The sequence below is a fragment of the Nocardia carnea genome, assembly GCF_029868325.1.
Lineage (GTDB): Bacteria > Actinomycetota > Actinomycetes > Mycobacteriales > Mycobacteriaceae > Nocardia > Nocardia carnea_C.
This window is the reverse complement of record NZ_JARWNW010000027.1, coordinates 1-17216: the sequence shown is the minus strand read 5'-3', so window position 1 is coordinate 17216 and position 17216 is coordinate 1. Positions and strand designations below refer to the sequence as shown.

At 68.1% G+C, this 17216-nt stretch carries 17 protein-coding genes and 1 pseudogene; 8 read left to right on the top strand and 10 right to left on the bottom strand.

From position 1 onward, the window contains the following. Positions 1-91: 91 nt before the first annotated feature. The 5 genes from QH196_RS00885 to QH196_RS00865 form a co-directional block, all read right to left on the bottom strand. The gene (locus tag QH196_RS00885; protein WP_280413827.1) at positions 92-742 is read right to left on the bottom strand and encodes a PadR family transcriptional regulator; all 651 of its coding nucleotides are present in this window, start codon (positions 740-742) and stop codon (positions 92-94) included. Positions 743-882: 140 nt separating this feature from the next. Next, a complete protein-coding gene (locus QH196_RS00880) occupies positions 883-2067 on the bottom strand; it encodes a hypothetical protein (RefSeq protein WP_280413826.1) in 1185 nt (394 codons plus the stop codon). Beyond that, positions 2025-2360, bottom strand: coding sequence for an MmcQ/YjbR family DNA-binding protein (locus QH196_RS00875; RefSeq protein WP_280413825.1), 336 nt, complete (start codon positions 2358-2360; stop codon positions 2025-2027). The genes QH196_RS00880 and QH196_RS00875 overlap by 43 nt, the downstream gene beginning before the upstream one ends. 52 nt (positions 2361-2412) lie before the next feature. Then, positions 2413-2982 carry a nicotinamidase gene (locus QH196_RS00870; RefSeq protein ID WP_280413824.1) on the bottom strand — a complete coding sequence of 190 codons (570 nt, stop codon included), beginning with the start codon at positions 2980-2982 and terminating at the stop codon, positions 2413-2415. Between the two features lie 27 nt (positions 2983-3009). Further along, positions 3010-4320 carry a nicotinate phosphoribosyltransferase gene (locus QH196_RS00865; protein WP_280413823.1) on the bottom strand — a complete coding sequence of 437 codons (1311 nt, stop codon included), beginning with the start codon at positions 4318-4320 and terminating at the stop codon, positions 3010-3012. A 193-nt stretch (positions 4321-4513) separates the two neighbouring features. Between QH196_RS00865 and clpS the strand changes: the two genes are divergently transcribed. The 6 genes from clpS to QH196_RS00835 all read left to right on the top strand — a co-directional run bounded on the left by clpS (position 4514) and on the right by QH196_RS00835 (position 8829). Continuing rightward, on the top strand, positions 4514-4876 hold the full coding sequence (gene clpS, locus QH196_RS00860; protein WP_062979355.1) for an ATP-dependent Clp protease adapter ClpS: 363 nt from the start codon (positions 4514-4516) through the stop codon (positions 4874-4876). 21 nt (positions 4877-4897) lie between these two features. Beyond that, on the top strand, positions 4898-5467 hold the full coding sequence (locus QH196_RS00855; protein WP_280413822.1) for a DUF2017 domain-containing protein: 570 nt from the start codon (positions 4898-4900) through the stop codon (positions 5465-5467). After that, positions 5464-6525, top strand: coding sequence for a P1 family peptidase (locus QH196_RS00850; RefSeq protein ID WP_280413821.1), 1062 nt, complete (start codon positions 5464-5466; stop codon positions 6523-6525). Before QH196_RS00855 ends, QH196_RS00850 begins: the two co-directional genes overlap by 4 nt. Before the next feature lie 584 nt (positions 6526-7109). Continuing rightward, positions 7110-7532: a M67 family metallopeptidase gene (locus QH196_RS00845; protein ID WP_280413820.1), complete on the top strand. Its 423-nt coding sequence runs from the start codon at positions 7110-7112 to the stop codon at positions 7530-7532. A 51-nt stretch (positions 7533-7583) separates the two neighbouring features. Then, positions 7584-7859 (top strand): MoaD/ThiS family protein, encoded by a 276-nt coding sequence (locus QH196_RS00840; RefSeq protein ID WP_280413819.1) that lies wholly within the window; start codon positions 7584-7586, stop codon positions 7857-7859. Positions 7860-7866: 7 nt separating this feature from the next. Next, positions 7867-8829, top strand: a complete 963-nt coding sequence (locus QH196_RS00835; RefSeq protein WP_280413818.1) for a PLP-dependent cysteine synthase family protein — start codon at positions 7867-7869, stop codon at positions 8827-8829. 278 nt (positions 8830-9107) lie between these two features. On the opposite strand, the gene dapC is transcribed toward QH196_RS00835, so the two are convergent. The 3 genes from dapC to QH196_RS00820 form a co-directional block, all read right to left on the bottom strand. Next, the gene (dapC, locus tag QH196_RS00830) at positions 9108-10220 is read right to left on the bottom strand and encodes a succinyldiaminopimelate transaminase (protein WP_280413817.1); all 1113 of its coding nucleotides are present in this window, start codon (positions 10218-10220) and stop codon (positions 9108-9110) included. A 13-nt stretch (positions 10221-10233) separates the two neighbouring features. After that, positions 10234-10557 carry a ferredoxin gene (gene fdxA, locus QH196_RS00825; protein ID WP_033243332.1) on the bottom strand — a complete coding sequence of 108 codons (324 nt, stop codon included), beginning with the start codon at positions 10555-10557 and terminating at the stop codon, positions 10234-10236. Between the two features lie 259 nt (positions 10558-10816). Next, complete coding sequence (locus QH196_RS00820) at positions 10817-13396, bottom strand: bifunctional FO biosynthesis protein CofGH (RefSeq protein ID WP_280413828.1); 2580 nt, start codon at positions 13394-13396, stop codon at positions 10817-10819. A gap of 164 nt (positions 13397-13560) precedes the next feature. Here QH196_RS00820 and QH196_RS00815 point away from each other — a divergent pair, with 164 nt between their 5' ends. Both QH196_RS00815 and QH196_RS00810 read left to right on the top strand, forming a co-directional pair. After that, positions 13561-14073, top strand: coding sequence for a PH domain-containing protein (locus tag QH196_RS00815; protein ID WP_280413816.1), 513 nt, complete (start codon positions 13561-13563; stop codon positions 14071-14073). Next, positions 14070-15737, top strand: coding sequence for a PH domain-containing protein (locus QH196_RS00810; protein ID WP_280413815.1), 1668 nt, complete (start codon positions 14070-14072; stop codon positions 15735-15737). The genes QH196_RS00815 and QH196_RS00810 overlap by 4 nt, the downstream gene beginning before the upstream one ends. Before the next feature lie 346 nt (positions 15738-16083). Here the strand turns inward: QH196_RS00810 and QH196_RS00805 are convergent, their stop codons facing one another. Further along, the gene (locus tag QH196_RS00805; RefSeq protein ID WP_280413814.1) at positions 16084-16530 is read right to left on the bottom strand and encodes a DUF6918 family protein; all 447 of its coding nucleotides are present in this window, start codon (positions 16528-16530) and stop codon (positions 16084-16086) included. Between the two features lie 183 nt (positions 16531-16713). After that, positions 16714-17133, bottom strand: a pseudogene (locus tag QH196_RS00800) (PaaI family thioesterase); the annotation flags it as partial. Between the last annotated feature and the right edge of the window lie 83 nt (positions 17134-17216).

The window sequence follows — 17216 nt, the reverse complement described above, 5'->3', positions numbered from 1 at the left end:
GGCGGGTGGGGGTTGGGGGGGCCTCGGCCCTCTAGGGTGACCGGGCCCGTTGGGGGGTGTCGCCCCCCCACAATGGGGCCGGTGTGCTGAATCAGTGGCCGGTATCAGCTCCTTCCACGTATTCGCGGGCACGCGCGGTATCCACACCGCCGCGGCCGTGCCATGACTGCCATTCCGCCTGGCCGGGGAAGGTTCCGTCGAGAAGTTCGGCGCGCAGGGCGCGGGTCCATTCGGCCTCGGCCTCCAGTACCGCCAGCCCGTACTCCGATTCGATGAGAAACAGCCGCGGTAATTTGGTGGAGAGATCGGCGAGGTCCTCCTTCACCCGCGCGACCTGCTCCTCCAGCACCGCGAGCCGGCGGCCCAGTAGTTCCGCCACCTCATCCGGCGGCAGCACGGCAAGGATCGACAGGCCGGCGATATAGCGACCGCGTTCGGGCTCCGGTTCGGCGATCAGTTCCCGCGTCCAGTCCACGAGTTCGGCCCGGCCGGCGGCGGTGATCCGGTAGATCACCCGCTCGGGCCGCGACCCGGCACGTTCACTGCCCACCACCTCGAGAAACCCGGCCTTCGCCAGGTTCTGCACCACCGTGTACAGCGACCCCCATTTGATGTCCATGTCCTGGTCTTTGCCGTACTCACGCAGCCGCGCCGCGATCTGGTACCGGTGCATGGCCTCGTCCTGCATGACCGCGAGCACGGCCAGCGCCAGCAGGTTGTTCACCGTGCGCTTCTTCGCCATCGCGACCTCCTTATTCGTACACGAATATACGTCTACGAGTAGCTCGGCGCAACGGCCCTCTCCGCGGCCGCCGCTGCCGCTCGATTGATCGATGAGCTACCCGCGCCCGCAAGACACCGGTAGGCCGGCTCGCCGCGGCCTCAGGGGTTCAGGCGTATTTCCACCCCGTTGTCCAGCGCTGCAATGTTGGGTCTGATGTCGCGGTAATGAATCACGCCGTATTGGCCGAACACGGCGTAGCCCTCGTCCACCTTTTCTTGAAACAACTGCGCGAAGTGGGCGTCCCGCCGCTGATTACATTCCAGGGCGACTTGCTGCACCGGGGTATCCGCCACCCCGTTCACACCGGGATCGTTCGTCTGGTGCATCAGCCAGGGTTCATCAGCGGTGCGGAAAACCCCGGTGAAGCCGACTTGGCTGTACTCGCGGGCCATCAATTCGGTGAACGCCTGCCGGGCATCGACACCCTCGGGCATATGCGGGGCGAATCTGTCGATCGTGTCGTTCAGATACGCTGCCATATCGATCCCGTTCTTCTCCTGCGCCGCGAGCGCCTGTGGCATCTGGCGCAGCACGTAGTAGCCGAGAACATGTTCGGGTCGATTGTTGCGCAGCAGCTCGGCGAACTGGTGGCCCTCATTCTCCTCCCCCGAGATGACATCGACGCCCGCCACTTTCCCTTTCAGGACGATAGCCGCGCCCTCGCCGCGTTCGGACGCGAACGTGCTCCGGAGCAGGTGCTCGGTCACCTTCCGGAAACCGGCCGGCACATCGGGCACCCGTCCTTCGACGATGATGATGCGCTTCGTCTTGTCGGTCGCCGCGAGCCAGTCGTCCAGGCGTCCGATCAATTCCTTCGATTGCCGAAGGTCCCAATCCTTGTTGTGCACGGTCGCGGCGAACACATTGTTATCCGCGATCACCAGCCGATGCGGTCGCAGCGCCCCTTCACCGAGCGTGAGCCGGGCCTGCTCCAGATTCTCGTACCCGTCATCGTCGGGAAGTCGTTTCCGGTCGGCCGTCTCGACGGTATCGGCGGTCTTCCGTACACCTTTCCCGGCGTTCTCGGTGTGGCCGTGCAGAAATCGGCCGACACCGGAACCGATCTTCAACAGGAGGCTTCGTGCATGTTCCATGCTCGACGTGATCTTGTTGATCCCCGACATGGCGGTCATTCTCCCGCCGGATATCGATCGGCGCCTGCCGGACCACCCAGCGCCGGAGCGCACAGCAAGGGGCCGGAGATACAGAAGCCCAGTGTGCAACCGCCCGCAGGCACCGGTCAAACACCCTCGGCGAGATGAGGCGGGGCTGCCTGACGCCACGAATCGCGGATTATTGCCCGCAATTCATCATGGTCGTCGAGGGCGGACAGCCGCACCCGGACCCACGCATTCGCCGCTTCGTGCCCCGCAATCCAGAACTTGGCGGGTTCGGCGACCACCAACTCGTCGCGGTCGACGATCGGGCAGCGCACAGCCATCGACGTCTCGTCTTCGGGCAGAGTGAGGAACAACCGGCGCTCGACGCGGAAGATCGGCATTCCCCAGGCGAACTCCTCGCTCGTCCCCGGCAGCGAAAGAGCATAAGCGCGTGCGTCATCCCCGGAAGCAGTCATGGACGGATTGTGCCCCGGCGGACCGACAGACGTGATCGCGCCGAACGCGGATTCACGCGCCGCCCACCGTACCCGCGAGCTCGACCCCGGCCCGACCGAGCTGGTGCAGGGCCGATTCCACCGTCGCCGGCGCGACACCCGCGGTCAGTTCGAGCAGGACACGGGTGTTGAACCCGGCCCCGGCCGCATCCAGGGCGGTGGCCCGGACACAGTGGTCGGTAGCGATACCGACGATATCCACCGAGGAGATCCCCCGGGTGCGCAACCAGACGGCGAGGGGTGTGCCGTCGGACGCGGCACCTTCGAAACCCGAGTAGGCGGCCGAGTACTCACCCTTCGAGAAGATCTCCTGCACCGTGGCGGTGTCGAAAGCCGGATGGAACTCCGCGCCGGGAGTACCGACCCGGCAATGCGGCGGCCAGCTGTCGACATAGTCCGGGGTTGCGGAGAAGTGGCCACCCGGATCGATATGGAAATCCCGTGTAGCCACCACCGCGTCGTACTCGGCGTCGCGCAGATATTCGCTGATCAGCCCGGCGACCCGGGCGCCCCCGGCGACGGCCAGCGAACCGCCCTCACAGAAATCGTTCTGCACATCCACCACGATCAACGCGCGTTCCATACCCCCATTTTCCCCCTCCCCGGCCGGTCAGGCCACAAAAGTGGTGGAGACCGCCGGGTCACCGCCGGACAGTTTGATGCCCTCCCAGGGCAGGCTCACCAGGCCGCGCGCCACGAGCTCACGGGATTCGGCGAGCGGCGGCGGGTCGCGCAGTTCACCACCACGGACCAGCGGAACCAGCAGCTCGCGTACCTCGAGGTCGCCCGGGTCCGGGAATCGGCCGGCCGCCGGATACACGATCTCCTCGACTATCGTCCCGGTGGACCGGGCCAGGCGCACCGCTCGTTTCGCCCCGCCCCGCGACTCCTTGTGACTGGACCTCTTGGCCACCGGTAAACCCTCGACCTCGACCAGCTTGTACACCATGCCCGCGGTCGGGGCACCCGAACCGGTGACCAGCTGCGTACCGACCCCATAGGCATCGACGGGTTCGGCGCGCAGCGCTGCGATCGCGTATTCGTCCAGATCGCCGGAGACCACGATGCGGGTGTTCACGGCCCCCAGTCCGTCCAGTTGCTGCCGGACCTGGCGGGCCAGCACGCCCAGATCACCGGAATCGATGCGCACCGCCCCCAGCTCCGGCCCCGCCACCTGCACCGCGAGGTCGACGCCGCGGGTGATGTCGAAGGTGTCGACCAGCAGTGTCGTTCCCGGGCCGAACGCTGCCACCTGGCTACGGAACGCCTCCACCTCGTGTTCACCGTCGGGTCCGCTGTGCACCAGAGTGAACGCATGCGCGCTGGTACCGGCGCCCGGTACTCCGTACCGGCTTACGGCCTCCAGATTCGAGGTCGCGTGGAAACCGGCCAGATAGGCCGCGCGCGCACTGGCCGGTGCGGCCAGTTCGTGCGTGCGGCGCGACCCCATCTCGATCATGCGGCGCCCGGCCGCGGCGCTCACCATCCGGGCGGCCGCGGACGCGACCGCGCTGTCGTGGTTGAGGACCGACAACACCAGGGTCTCCAGAACCACGCATTCGGCGAAGGTCCCGGTCACCGACAGGATCGGCGATCCCGGGAAATACAGTTCACCCTCGCGGTAGCCGTCGATATCGCCGGTGAAGCGGTAATCCCGTAGCCAATCGATGGTCTCGGTGTCCAGGAACCCGGCGGCGACATCCAGCTCCGCCTCGCCGAACCGGAAGTGGGTCAGGGCGTCGAGGAGGCGGCCGGTCCCGGCCACCACACCGTACCGGCGGCCGTGCGGCAAACGCCGGGCGAACACCTCGAAGGTGCAGCGCCGCGCCGCGGAACCATCGGCCAGCGCGGCCGCCAGCATGGTGAGCTCGTATTGGTCGGTCAGCAGGGCGGTGCTGGCGGCGGTATCGCGCGGGTCCACGGTTGTCACTGTAAACAGGCCGGGCCTCCGCTCGGGTGAACCACCCGCTACGCCCGGGACGACGGGCAATCCGGCACCCGCTTTCCCGGCCGCACCGCCCGGGCTGCGCGCGGGCTCCGGTCAGGCCAGAGGCAGCCGTATTGTTCCTGCTCCGGGTGTTGTGAATTACTCCGCGCGTCGTACCCTTGGTTTCATGGCCTTGTGCAACACAGCACCCCGCTCCCGGACGATCGAGGTCCGCGTAGGCGCCGCCGGCGCTACGTTGTCGGCGGCACAGGCGACCCCCGAGGCCGTGGAAGCCACCGAGATCCTGGAGGCCGAAGACCGCCCCTGGGTCACCGTGGTGTGGGACGATCCGGTCAACCTGATGCACTACGTCGCCTACATCTTCCAGAAGCTGTTCGGCTACAGCAAAGCCAAGGCGACCGAGCTGATGCTCAAAGTGCACAACGAGGGTAAAGCCGTCGTATCGTCCGGTTCGCGGGACAAAATGGAACAGGATGTCCGCCGGCTGCACGCGGCCGGCCTGTGGGCGACCATGCAACGAGACGACTGATCGGACGGTTACCGTAGCGACGTGCGTAAATGGAGCCGGAAGAACTCATTGAGCGGTCTCAAGCTGCGGTCGGAGCTCGACGCGCGCGAAGCGAGCGTGCTGCGCTCGCTGGTCGGCGCGGTCTCCGGGTTGCTGGGTGAGCGCGCGGCGTCTGCACCCGAGGACGAACTCGCCGCCCTCACCGGTCTGCGCAGCGGTAACACCCTCCCGCCGGATGATCCCCGGCTGGCCCGGTTGCTCCCCGATTTCCATCGCGCCGAACCCGGCTCCCCCGACGCCGATCGCGCCGATCTCAACAGCGCGCTACGCGGATTGCACGAACCGGAGATCATCGACGAGAAACTGGCGGCCGCCGCGGTCGTGCTGCGCACCGTGCCGGAGGACGGCGGCAAGGTCGCGCTGACGCCCGAGGAAGCCGACGCCTGGCTCGCCGCCCTCACCGATATCCGGCTGGCCCTGGGCGTGGTCCTGGAAATCGACGCCGATACCCCCGAGCAGTTCCCGCCGGACGACCCCCGCGCCCCCCATCTGGACGTCTATCACTGGCTCACCTGGATGCAGGATTCCCTACTGCAGGCGATGGCCCCGTGACCGGCGCACCCGGACCGCGTAACGCGCTCACCGATATCGCCGGCCTGCTGGTCGGCCACCACCACGTCCTCGACCCCGACGCCACCCGCGGCTCCGGCGCCGCCACCGGCAGCACGGTGGTCCGCGCGCCGGGCGGCGCGGTCGCCGCCGTGGATGTGCGCGGCGGCGGCCCCGGCACCCGGGAAACCGATCTGCTCGACCCCGCCAATACGGTGCGGCAGGCGCACGCGATCCTGCTCACCGGCGGCAGCGCCTACGGCCTGGCGGCCGCGGACGGCGTGATGCGCTGGCTCGAGGAACACGGCGAGGGCATCCCCATGGACCCGGCCGACCCCACCCGCGTGGTGCCGATCGTGCCCGGCGCGGTGATCTTCGATCTACCCGTCGGCGATTGGTCCACCCGCCCCACCGCCGAGTTCGGCTACCACGCCGCGGACGCGGCCGGACCCGACTTCCTGCGCGGTTGCGTCGGCGCCGGAGTCGGCGCGCAAGCAGGCGCGCTCAAGGGCGGTATCGGCACCGCGAGTATCCGTTTCACCGACGGTATCGCCGCCGGGGTCACCATCGGCGCGCTGGTGGTCGCGAACCCGGTCGGATCGGTTTTCGACCCGCGCACCGGGCTGCCGTGGGGCGTCGGTACCGACGGCCCGGAGTTCGCCGGGTTGCGCCCCGCCACACCGGAACAACTGGCCACGGCCAACGCGCTCCCGGTCAAGAGCACCGCCCTGAACACCACCATCGGCGTCGTCGCCACCGACGCGCCGCTGGACACCCTCGGCTGCCGCCGCCTCGCCACCACCGCGCACGACGGGCTGGCCCGGGCCGTGCGCCCCGCGCATTCCCCCCTCGACGGCGATACGTTCTTCGCCCTGGCCACCGGCACCGCAACACCACCCGGCCTCCCGGCCCTCCCGCCGACCTTCCCCGCCGACCTCCCGCTCCTCGACGAGCTCTGCACTGCCGCCGCGGTCTGCGTGGAGCGGGCGGTGGTCGACGCGATCCGGTCGGCAGTACCGGTCGCGGGTATCCCCTCCTACAGCGAACTGTTCGGAAGCTGAACCCCAGCCGTTCGACGTGGACAACCCCGGTTGACTACCTAGCTCAGCCGCCCGTGAGCAGGCTCCGAACCACCCGCATGCGATCCGATCGTGCCGAAATCAGCACCCCTCCCGACCGCACCCACAGCAGCAGCACCAGCCCACCCGAACACGCCCACCGCAGCACCAGCCCACCTGAACACGCCCACAGCAGCACCAACACGCCGAACGCAGCCCAGACCTCGAGGAAAACGCCGAACGCAGCCCGATCGAGAACGCGGCAAGAGCAGCGCACCGCGCCCCGAGAACGCCCCCACAGGACCGCGCCCCGAGAACGCCCCCACAGGACCGCGCCTCGAGAACGCACCCCAGGCGCCGCCGAGCCTTACGAGGCCCTCGAAGGTTTTGGCCCGTCCCAGCTTTAAGCACTCGATGCGATGCGGCGCAGCCGCCAGTGTCGAGTGCTGAAAGCAGGGACTTCCGGGGGCCAAAACCCCGCGCCGCCGGAGGCGGCGCCAACAACCCGGGAATACCCGAATATCCTCGACGGTTGTCGGCTGTGATGGGTCGGCGAGAGCCGAGACGATGTGTGGAGAGGTTCGATTGTGCTCGTGATCAGGGCCGACCTGGTGGATGCGATGGTCGCGCATGCCCGCGCCGACCATCCCGATGAGGCCTGCGGCATCATCGCGGGGCCCGAGGGGTCCGATCGTCCTGAGCGGTTCGTGGCGATGATCAACGCCGAGCGCTCTCCGACGTTCTATCGGTTCGATTCCGGTGAACAGTTGAAGGTGTGGCGGGCGATGGACGATGCCGACGAGGAGCCGGTGGTGATCTATCACTCACACACCGCCACCGAGGCCTACCCGAGCCGCACCGATATCTCTTACGCGTCCGAGCCCGGCGCGCATTACGTGCTGGTCTCGACCCGTGACCCGGAGCAGCACGAGCTGCGTAGCTACCGGATCCTCGACGGCGAGGTCACCGAGGAACCGGTGCGGATCGTCGCCGCCTACGAATCCGCCTGACCCCTGCAACTTCCGACCGACTTCCGAGAAGACAACAAGCGAGGAGCACCCATGCCGGTCATCGTGTCCATCCCGACGATCATGCGCACCCACACCGGGGGTGAGAAACGTGTCGAAGCCAAGGGGTCCACGCTCGCCGCGGTGATCGAGGACCTGGAGGCCAACCATCCGGGTCTGGCTGAGCGCCTGCTCAACGAGGGCAAGCTGAACCGCTACGTCAATATCTATGTCGACGACGAGGATGTCCGGTTCTCCGGCGGCCTCGAGACCGCCGTGGGCGAGGGTGCGACGGTGACGATCCTGCCGGCCGTCGCGGGCGGGGCCTGACGGTCCGGTGGCACGCTACGAATCCCTGATCGCGACGCTCGGCAACACGCCGCTGGTCGGTCTGCGCACTCTCTCCCCGCAGTGGGAGGGTGAGTTGCCGGTGCGGTTGTGGGCCAAACTCGAGGACCGCAACCCCACCGGATCCATCAAGGACCGCCCGGCGCTACGCATGATCGAACAGGCCGAAGCCGACGGCCGGCTCTCCCCCGGCTGCACCATCCTCGAACCGACCAGCGGCAACACCGGGATCTCGTTGGCCATGGCGGCGAAACTCAAGGGTTATCGCCTGGTGTGTGTGATGCCGGAGAACACCTCGGTGGAGCGGCGCCAGCTGCTCACCATGTTCGGCGCCGAGATCATCGATTCGCCCGCCGCCGGCGGTTCGAACCAGGCCGTGGCCAAGGCCAAGGAGATCGCCGCGGCGAACCCTGACTGGGTGATGCTCTACCAGTACGGCAACCCCGCGAACGCGCTCGCCCATTACGAAACCACGGGCCCGGAAATCCTCGCCGACCTACCGGAGATCACCCATTTCGTGGCCGGTCTGGGCACCACCGGCACGCTGATGGGCACCGGGCGTTTCCTGCGAGAGAAGGTTCCGGGTATCGAAATCGTCGCCGCCGAACCCCGGTACGGGGAACTGGTCTACGGGCTACGCAATATCGACGAGGGTTTCATCCCGGAACTGTACGACGAATCGGTACTCACCAGCCGGTTCTCCGTCGGCCCGTACGACGCGGTCCGCCGGACCCGCGAGCTGGTGCTGGAAGAGGGCATCTTCGCCGGAATCTCCACCGGCGCCATCCTGCACGCGGCGCTGGGCGTGGCCCGCAAAGTCGTCGCGGCAGGTAAACGAGCAGATATCGCCTTCGTCGTCGCCGACGGCGGCTGGAAATACCTGTCCACCGGCGCCTACGACGGCACCCTCGAAGAGGCCGAGGAACGCCTCGAAGGCCAGCTCTGGGCTTGAGTTTTCTGCGCCGCCTCCGGCGGCGCGGGGTTTTGGCCCCCTTTGGTCCCTGCTGTCAGCACTCGATGCTCGCGGCTGCGCCGCATCGCATCGAGCGCTGAAAGCTGGGACGGGCCAAAACCTCTCAGGGCCTCGCTGAACTCGGCTGCGCCTTTGGTTGCGTTGATTCGGTCGTGGGCGAAAACCCCGCAGGGCCTCGTAAGACTCGGCACTGCCGCTGGTCACCCGAGGATCGGTACCAACTCGGGAGGGTTCGGCTTCGGCAGGATGGGCCGGGCTCACAAACGGTCGGCGGCGGCGGCGATTCGTTCGTCGGTGGCGGTGAGGGCTATGCGGACGTGCCGCGAGCCCGCCGGGCCGTAGAAATCGCCGGGGGCGGCGAGGATGCCGCGGCCGGCGAGCCAGTCCAAGGTGTCGCGACAGGGTTCGTCGCGGGTGGACCACAGGTACAGGCCGGCTTCGGAGTGGTCGATCCGGAAACCCGCGCCCAGCAGGGCGGAACGCATGATGTCGCGCCGCGCACGGTAGCGCTCCCGCTGAACGGATTCGTGCTCGTCGTCGGCCAGTGCCGCCGACATGGCCGCCTGGATCGGGAACGGCACCATCATGCCGGAGTGTTTACGCACCTCCAGCAATTCGGCCACCAGATCCGGGTCGCCGGTGACGAAACCGGCCCGGTAACTGGCCAGATTCGATGTCTTCGACAGCGAATGCACCGCCAGCAGACCGGTGTGGTCGCCGTCGCAGACGCGGGGATCGAGGATCGATACCGCCGGTTCGTCCCAGGCCAGGCCCAGATAGCACTCGTCGGAGGCTACGATCGCGCCGCGTTCCCGGGCGAAGGCCACCACCTTGCGCAGATGCTCCACACCCAGCACTTTGCCGGTCGGGTTGGACGGGGAATTGAGATAGATCAGCGCGGGCTTCTCCGGCCCCAGCCGGGTGAGCCCGTCGGCACGCAGAATCCGGGTGCCGGCGAGCAGGCCGGCGACCTCGTAGGTCGGATACGCGACCTCGGGAATCACCACCAGATCTCCGGCACCCAGCCCCAGCAGCCGCGGCAGACCCGCGATCAGCTCCTTGGTCCCGATCACCGGCAGGACGGCCGCCTCGGCCACACCTGTGATCCCGAACCGCCGGGTCAGTGCGGCCACCGCATGCGCGCGCAACTCGGGTGTGCCGTGGGTGGTCGGATAACCCGGCACCTCGGCGACCGAACTCAACGCCGCCCGGATCAGCGGATCCACCGGATCCACCGGGGTACCGACCGACAGATCGACCAGCCCGCCGGGATATGCCTTCGCCTTCGCCTTCACCTCGGCGAGGGTGTCCCACGGGAAATCGGGCAGTGCCGCGCTTACCCGCCGGCGATGCGTTACCTCAGTGCTCATCTACCGACCGCTCTTATTCCTCGGCCATCGGCGGCAGTTCCTTGATGAACGGCGGATCGTAATCAACCTTGCCCAGCTTGGTCGCGCCACCGGGCGAACCCAGTTCGTCGAAGAAATCGACATTCGCGTTCACGTAGCCGCTCCACTGATCGGGGGTGTCATCCTCGTAGAAGATCGCCTCCACCGGGCAGACCGGTTCACACGCACCACAGTCAACGCATTCGTCGGGATGGATGTAGAGCATGCGGCCACCCTCGTAGATGCAATCCACGGGGCATTCTTCGATGCACGCCTTGTCCAACACGTCAACGCACGGTTCGGCGATGATGTAGGTCACTCCCGCTCTCCTAGTCTTCCTTCTTCTCCGGGTAACTGCGCCCGCGCACAAGTATCCCTGGCGCCACAAACGCTACCCCCGGTGAGCCTGTCCTAATTATTGGCGCCGCCTCCGGCGTCGCGGGTTCGGGGCCCCATTGGTCTCGTTCTCCACTCCGCCGCTCCTCCGCTTCGCTCCCCCGCTCTGTCGCTCCAGAACTAGACGGGCCCCGAACCACGGATGTGGTCCATCGGCGGGTTTGCGCCGGGGGTTCGGTATTTCAGACCAGTTCCAGGCCGGGGACCGGGCCGCGGCTCGGGGGGATTCCGTAGGTGGTGGTGCGTTCGCGGACGGGGCGACCGATCCCTTCGGCTATTTCTGTGAGTTCGGCCACCGTTTTCGCCGACCCGTGCTGGGAGCCGGCCATCCGGGAAATCGTTTCCTCCATCAGGGTGCCACCGAGATCGTTTGCGCCGCTGCGCAGCATCACCTGGGTTCCGGTGGTGCCGAGTTTCACCCAGCTGGTCTGGATGTTGTCGATCCGGCCGTGCAGCATGATCCGGGCCAGGGCGTGCGCGGCGCGGTTGTCGCGGTTGGTGGGGCCCGGGCGGGAGGCGCCGGCCAGGTAGAGGGGGGCGCTCTGGTGCACGAACGGCAGCAGCACGAATTCGGTGAAACCGCCGGTTTCGTCCTGGATACCGCGCAGTACGCGCAGATGCCCGACCCAATGGCTCGGATTGTCGACGTGCCCGTACATCATGGTCGAACTCGACCGGATCCCGACCTGATGCGCGGTGGTGACGACATCGATCCACGCCGACGCCGGCAGTTTGCCCTTGGTGAGCACCCAGCGGACCTCGTCGTCGAGGATTTCGGCGGCCGTACCGGGAATAGTGCCGAGCCCGGCTTCGCGCAGGGCCGTCAGCCAATCGCGGACGCTTTCGCCGCCGCGGGATGCGCCGTTGACGATTTCCATCGGACTGAACGCGTGCACATGCATCGACGGCACGCGGGCCTTCACCGCCCGCACCAGATCCGCGTAGCCGGTCACGGGCAGATCGGGGTCGATACCGCCCTGCATACAGACCTCGGTGGCGCCGTCCACATACGCCTCCCAGGCGCGGTCGGCGACCTCGTCGGTGCTGAGGGTGAACGCGTCGGCGTCGCCCTTGCGCTGCGCGAACGCACAGAACCGGCAGCCCGTGTAGCAGATATTGGTGAAGTTGATATTCCGGTTCACCACATAGGTCACGTCGTCGCCGCAGACATCGCGGCGCAACTGGTCCGCGAGACCGGCGACGGCTTCCAGATCGGCCCCGTCCGCGGTCGCCAACGCCAGGTACTGGGCGTCGGTGAGGCCGGCCGGATCCTTCTCGGCGGCACGCAGCGCGGCCAGGACATCGGCGTCCAGCCGCTGCGGCGCGGCGGCGAGATCGCGGACCTGTTCGCGGATGGTGTCCCAGTCGCCGAACGCATTGTCGATATCGCTGCGGGTGTCGGTATTGCGCCCGGCGGTGTCGATGGCGGTGTTCAGATCCGTGCGGCCCGCGGATTCCCAGGATTCGTCGGGCTCCTGCCAGGGCAGGCCCTCGGGGAGCGCGCCGGCTTTCGCCAGCCCCGTCTCCGGATCGGTGAGCGCGGCGACGTGGACGCCGATCCGCGGGTCGATCCACGGGTTGCCGGCGCGGACGTACTTCGGATGCGCGGACGTGCGCTCCACCAGTTCGAATCCGGCGCTCGCGGTGAGTTCGGCGAGCGTATCGAGGTTGGGCCACGGCCGTTCCGGGTTGACATGGTCGGGCGTCACCGGCGAGACGCCGCCCCAATCATCGATTCCGGCCGCGAGCAGCGCCCGGCACTCCGCACCGGACACCAGGTTCGGCGGCGCCTGCACCGCGATATCCGGGCCGAGCAGCAGCCGCGTGACCGCGATGGTGGCCAGGAATTCGGACATATCGGCGTCGGGGGCGTTCCGCATCGCGGTATCGTCCTTGGCCCGGAAGTTCTGCACGATGACTTCCTGGATATGACCGAAAGCCTTGTGCTGTTTGCGGATCGCCAGGATCGTATCCGCCCGCTCGGCCATGGTCTCCCCGATACCCACCAGGATCCCGGTGGTGTAGGGAACCGAGAGCCGGCCGGCGTCGGTGATGGCACGCAACCGCACCGCGGGATCCTTGTCGGGGCTGCCGTAGTGGCAGTTGCCCTTCTCGGTGAACAGCCGGGTCGAGGTGGTCTCCAGCATCATCCCCATCGACTGCGCGACCGGTTTCAACCGGGAGATCTCCTCCCAGGACATCACCCCGGGATTCAGATGCGGCAGCAGACCGGTTTCCTCGAGCACCAGGATGGAGACCGCGCGCAAATAGTCCAGCGTGGAATCGTAACCGCGCTCGTCGAGCCACTGCGCGGCCTCGGGCCAGCGTGCCTCGGGCCGGTCACCCAGGGTGAACAGTGCTTCTTTACAACCCAGTTCGGCGCCGCGCCGGGCGATCTCGAGCACCTCGTCGGGTTCGAGGAACATCCCGCGACCCTGGGCACGCAATTTGCCGGGCACGGTGACGAAGGTGCAGTAGTGACAGGTGTCCCGGCACAGGTGGGTGAGCGGGATGAAGACATTGCGCGAGTAGGTGATGGTGGCCGGTCGCCCGGCCGATTCGAGACCGGCGTCGCGCACCCGGGCGGCACTGTGGCAGAGATCGGCCAGATCGTCGTCGCGGGCGTGCAGCAGCACGGTGGCTTCATCGGCGTTCAACGTGACCCCGTCGCGCGCCCGGCGCAACGCCCGTCGCATGGCGGACGGCGTGGGCACGGGGGTCGGGACGGTCGGTTCGGGTAGTTCGGTCACGCCCTCGATCATGCGGTACACATCCGGAACTGTCTCCTCCCAGGTCGTCGAGCGTTCACAACCCCGCTGTATCGCGGGCTATTCCGTGCAGGTCACGGGCTGTGCGCGGGAACCGCCGGGCCGCCGTTCGATCTTGTCCGGGCCGAAACGCCGAACAGGCGTGCGACCATGAATACATGTCGCCGGACAGCCCGCCTCGGTCCACCGATCCGCTGCTCGATCCCGCTCGGCGGCCCAGTCCCCGCGCGAAAACGTTGTGGACGGTGGAAATCGCCCTGACCTGGTTGGTTCTCATCGCCGCGCTGGTGGCCTGGGTGGTTGCCGATCCCGACCGCCGCCCCTGGCAGGTGGCCGCGGCGGTGGTCGTCGTTCCCGTTGCCGTGCTGGCGACGATCGTAGTGCCCCGCTGGCGGTATCGGGTGCACCGCTGGGAGGTGACCGACGAGGCGGTGTACACCCGGGTGGGCTGGTTGTCCCTGGAGAGCCGGGTCGCGCCGATTTCCCGGGTGCAGACCGTGGATACCGAACGCGGCCCGCTGGAGCGTTTGCTCGGCCTGTCGACGATCACCGTCACCACGGCTTCCTCGGCGGGCGCCGTCCGGATCGGGTTGCTCGACACCTCGCTCGCCGACGAGACGGTGGCGCAGTTGACCGAGATCGCGGCCCGGCACCGTGGGGACGCGACATGAACGGCGCGGCCGGCGAGCGGCCGGCCGCCGGTACCGGCATGCCGCCGGGCGTGACCACCGGCGACGGACCGTGGCAGCGTCTCGACCGCCGCATGCTGCTGGTGCATCCGGTGCAGGCGGTCATGAAGTTCCTGCCGGCGGTGATCGGTGGCGCGGTGCTCGGTATCAGCTCCGGGAATCCGCTGTGGGTGCTGCTGGGACCGATCATCGTCGTGCCGTACGGCCTCGCACTCTGGTTCACCACCACCTACCGGATGAGTCCCACCCACGTCGAACTCCGTACCGGCGTGATCCAGCGGAAACGGTTATCGGTGCCGCGGGCCCGGATTCGTTCGGTGGATATCGAGGCCGACCCGCTGCACCGGATCCTGGGGCTGGCCGCGGTGGTGATCGGTACCGGACAGGAAGCCGGCGCCGACGATCGGTTCACTCTCGACGCGCTGGCCACCGATCAGGTCCGCCCGCTGCGTACCGAACTGCTGGCCCACACCCGGCGGCCCCATATCTCCGCCGACGGCCCCGGAACCTCCGCACTCGATCCGGATGACACCACCGCACCCGCCGGCGCGGATCGTAGCCACACGGGCGCGGCGGTGGGTGACGGCACCGATTCCGTGGCAAAGCACGAAAGCGATACCGCATCGGGCCGCGAAATCGGGCATTGGCGGGCGGAGTGGGTGCGCTACGCGCCGCTGTCGCTGACCGGGTTCGCCCTCGCCGCTTCCGCCCTCGGTATCGCCGCCCAGTTCGGCTTGGGTTCCACCGAAATCCAGGTCGACCGGGAAACCGTGGATACGGTGCGCGGTGTCGGCATCGCGGCACTGATCATCCTCGGCGTACTGTTCCTGGCCGCCCTCGTGGTGGTAGTCAGCATCGCGGCCTGTGCGCACTACCTGATCACGTATTTCGGGCTGCGCGTCACCGATTACGGCAGCACACTGCAGGTCCGGCGCGGCCTGTTCACGCTGCGGCAGATCACCCTCGATACGGCCCGGTTGCGCGGTGCCACGATTATCGAACCCCTGCTGTTGCGCTCGGCCGGCGCCGCCCAGCTCGAAGCGATCATGACCGGCGAGAACCCGAGGCAGAAAATCCTGCCGCAATCGCCGCGACAGGCCGTCGAACGCACCCTCGCCGACCTACTCCGTCCCCGGCGCGACCAGCCCGTTCCGGATTCCGCAGCGCTAGCGCATCTGCGGGCGCCGGCCCGGGTCCCGCTCACCCCCCACGGACCGGCCGCTCGGCGCCGCCGCTATATCCGCGCAGGCTGGCCGGTGCCACTGGCCGTGGCGGCGTTGGCAATTCCCACGGCCGCCGGCTGGGAGGTCGTGGTGTGGTGGTGGCTGATCCCGATCGCCTTCGTCCCGATCTGCGCGCTGCTCGCCGAGGACCGTTACCGCGGCCTCGGCCACGCCGTCGTGCCCGCCGAAGCCGGCGCACCGACCTGGCTGGTCGTCCGCTCCGGCTCCCTGGACCGGGAACGTTCCTGCCTGGAAGCCCCCGGAATCATCGGCTGGACGGTCCGGCAGACCTTCTGGCAACGCCGCGCCGGCCTGGCCACCCTCTCGGCGGCCACCGCCGCCGGCAAGAAGGTCTATTCGATCCCGGACATCCCCCTCGACCAGGTCCGCCCCCTGATCGCGAAGGTCACCCCGGACCTCTAGCCTCAGCCACCAACCGCAGCGCCGAGTCTGCGGGACCCCTCCCGAACCCCCACAACCCTCTGCTGCTTCAGGTTCAGCCAGACCCCTCCCCAGCTCCAACGCAACCATCGGCTGCGCCGGGGTCAGCCAGACCCAACGCAACCAACGGGGCGCCGGGTTCAGCCAGGCTCATACCGAGCCCCAAACCGACCAACGGCGGCGCCGAGTCTTACGAGGCCCTGAAAGGTTTTGGCCCGTCCCAGCTGTAAAGCCACAAGGAGCGAAGCGCCCCGCGCCCGCAACACGCGGAGTCCCCCAGCCCCCACGGGCCGCGCTGACGCGCGGCCGGATCGCTACGCGCGGAAAGTTATCCGGCGTGCTTCTGCACCAGGTCGCCGACGCGCGGCAGCGCCTCGATGACATTCTTCTTGGCCGAGGAACGCATCGAGTTGTACACCTTCTGCAGGGCGGGGCGGCTGGAGGCCGCGGCACGCGCATCGGTGACGGTCAGCAGGGCCTCGGCGACCTCGTCGCCCTTGGCGGCGAGCAGTTCGCCGAAGCTGCCCGCTGCGCCGGCCTTGTACTCGCTCCAGTACGGCTCCAGCTGCTCGAGCAGTTTGGGGGCCAGCGATTCCAGGGCGTCGGGAACGATGGACGGGCTGATCTTCTTGACCGCCGCGTACCCACCCTTCACGGCCAGACCCGAGGCACCACCCTTATCGGAGACCTCGGCGTCCAGGACCTGGACGGCGTCGGCGAGGAAGGCCGGGCGCGTAGCCTCGTCAAGCAGTGATTCAGACAGTGCTGCAACCAATTTAAGGATCCTCCGGATCAGTACTCGTATGGACGGGCAACGCAACTATACGCATCGCCCACACGAATGCATTTCCGCCCATAACTGTCTACGGAGCGCGGAGGAATACTGGACAATCGACCGAACCAGGCGCAGCGGCAAGCGATCCGAGCACCGCGGCCGGCCGGGTCCGAACCGGCCGGGTCAGGGCTGCCAGGGCAGGAGCTGCACCATGAGACCTTCGCTGTCGGCCAGGACGGTCCCCTCCTCGTCCACCAGTTCGGCGCTGATGAAGGTTTTGCGCCCCTCGATGCGCTCGACCCGGCCGCGCACTGTCAGCGGGGTGTCGAGCGGGGTGACCTTGCGGTAGTTCACGTGCAGGAAGGCGGTCCGGCTGATCGGCCGCCCGGCGTAGTGGACGGTCATCCCGAAGAGGTCGTCGAACAGCAGCGGCAGGACACCACCGTGCGCGGCGGAGTTCCCGCCGAGGTGGAATCGGCGGAACACGCCCTTCATCACGATGCCGTCGGGTCCGGCGGACACCGTCTTCCAGGGCAGCAGGAGCAGACTGCCGCGGGCGGGGGGGTGGACGGCCCCGCCGGCGGGGCCCAGGGGGTGGGGGGCGGGCTAAGGGTGGAGGAGGTGGGTGAGTGGGGTGACCCCGGGGCGGGGGGGGGGGGGGGGCGGGGCGGGGGGGGGGGGGCGCG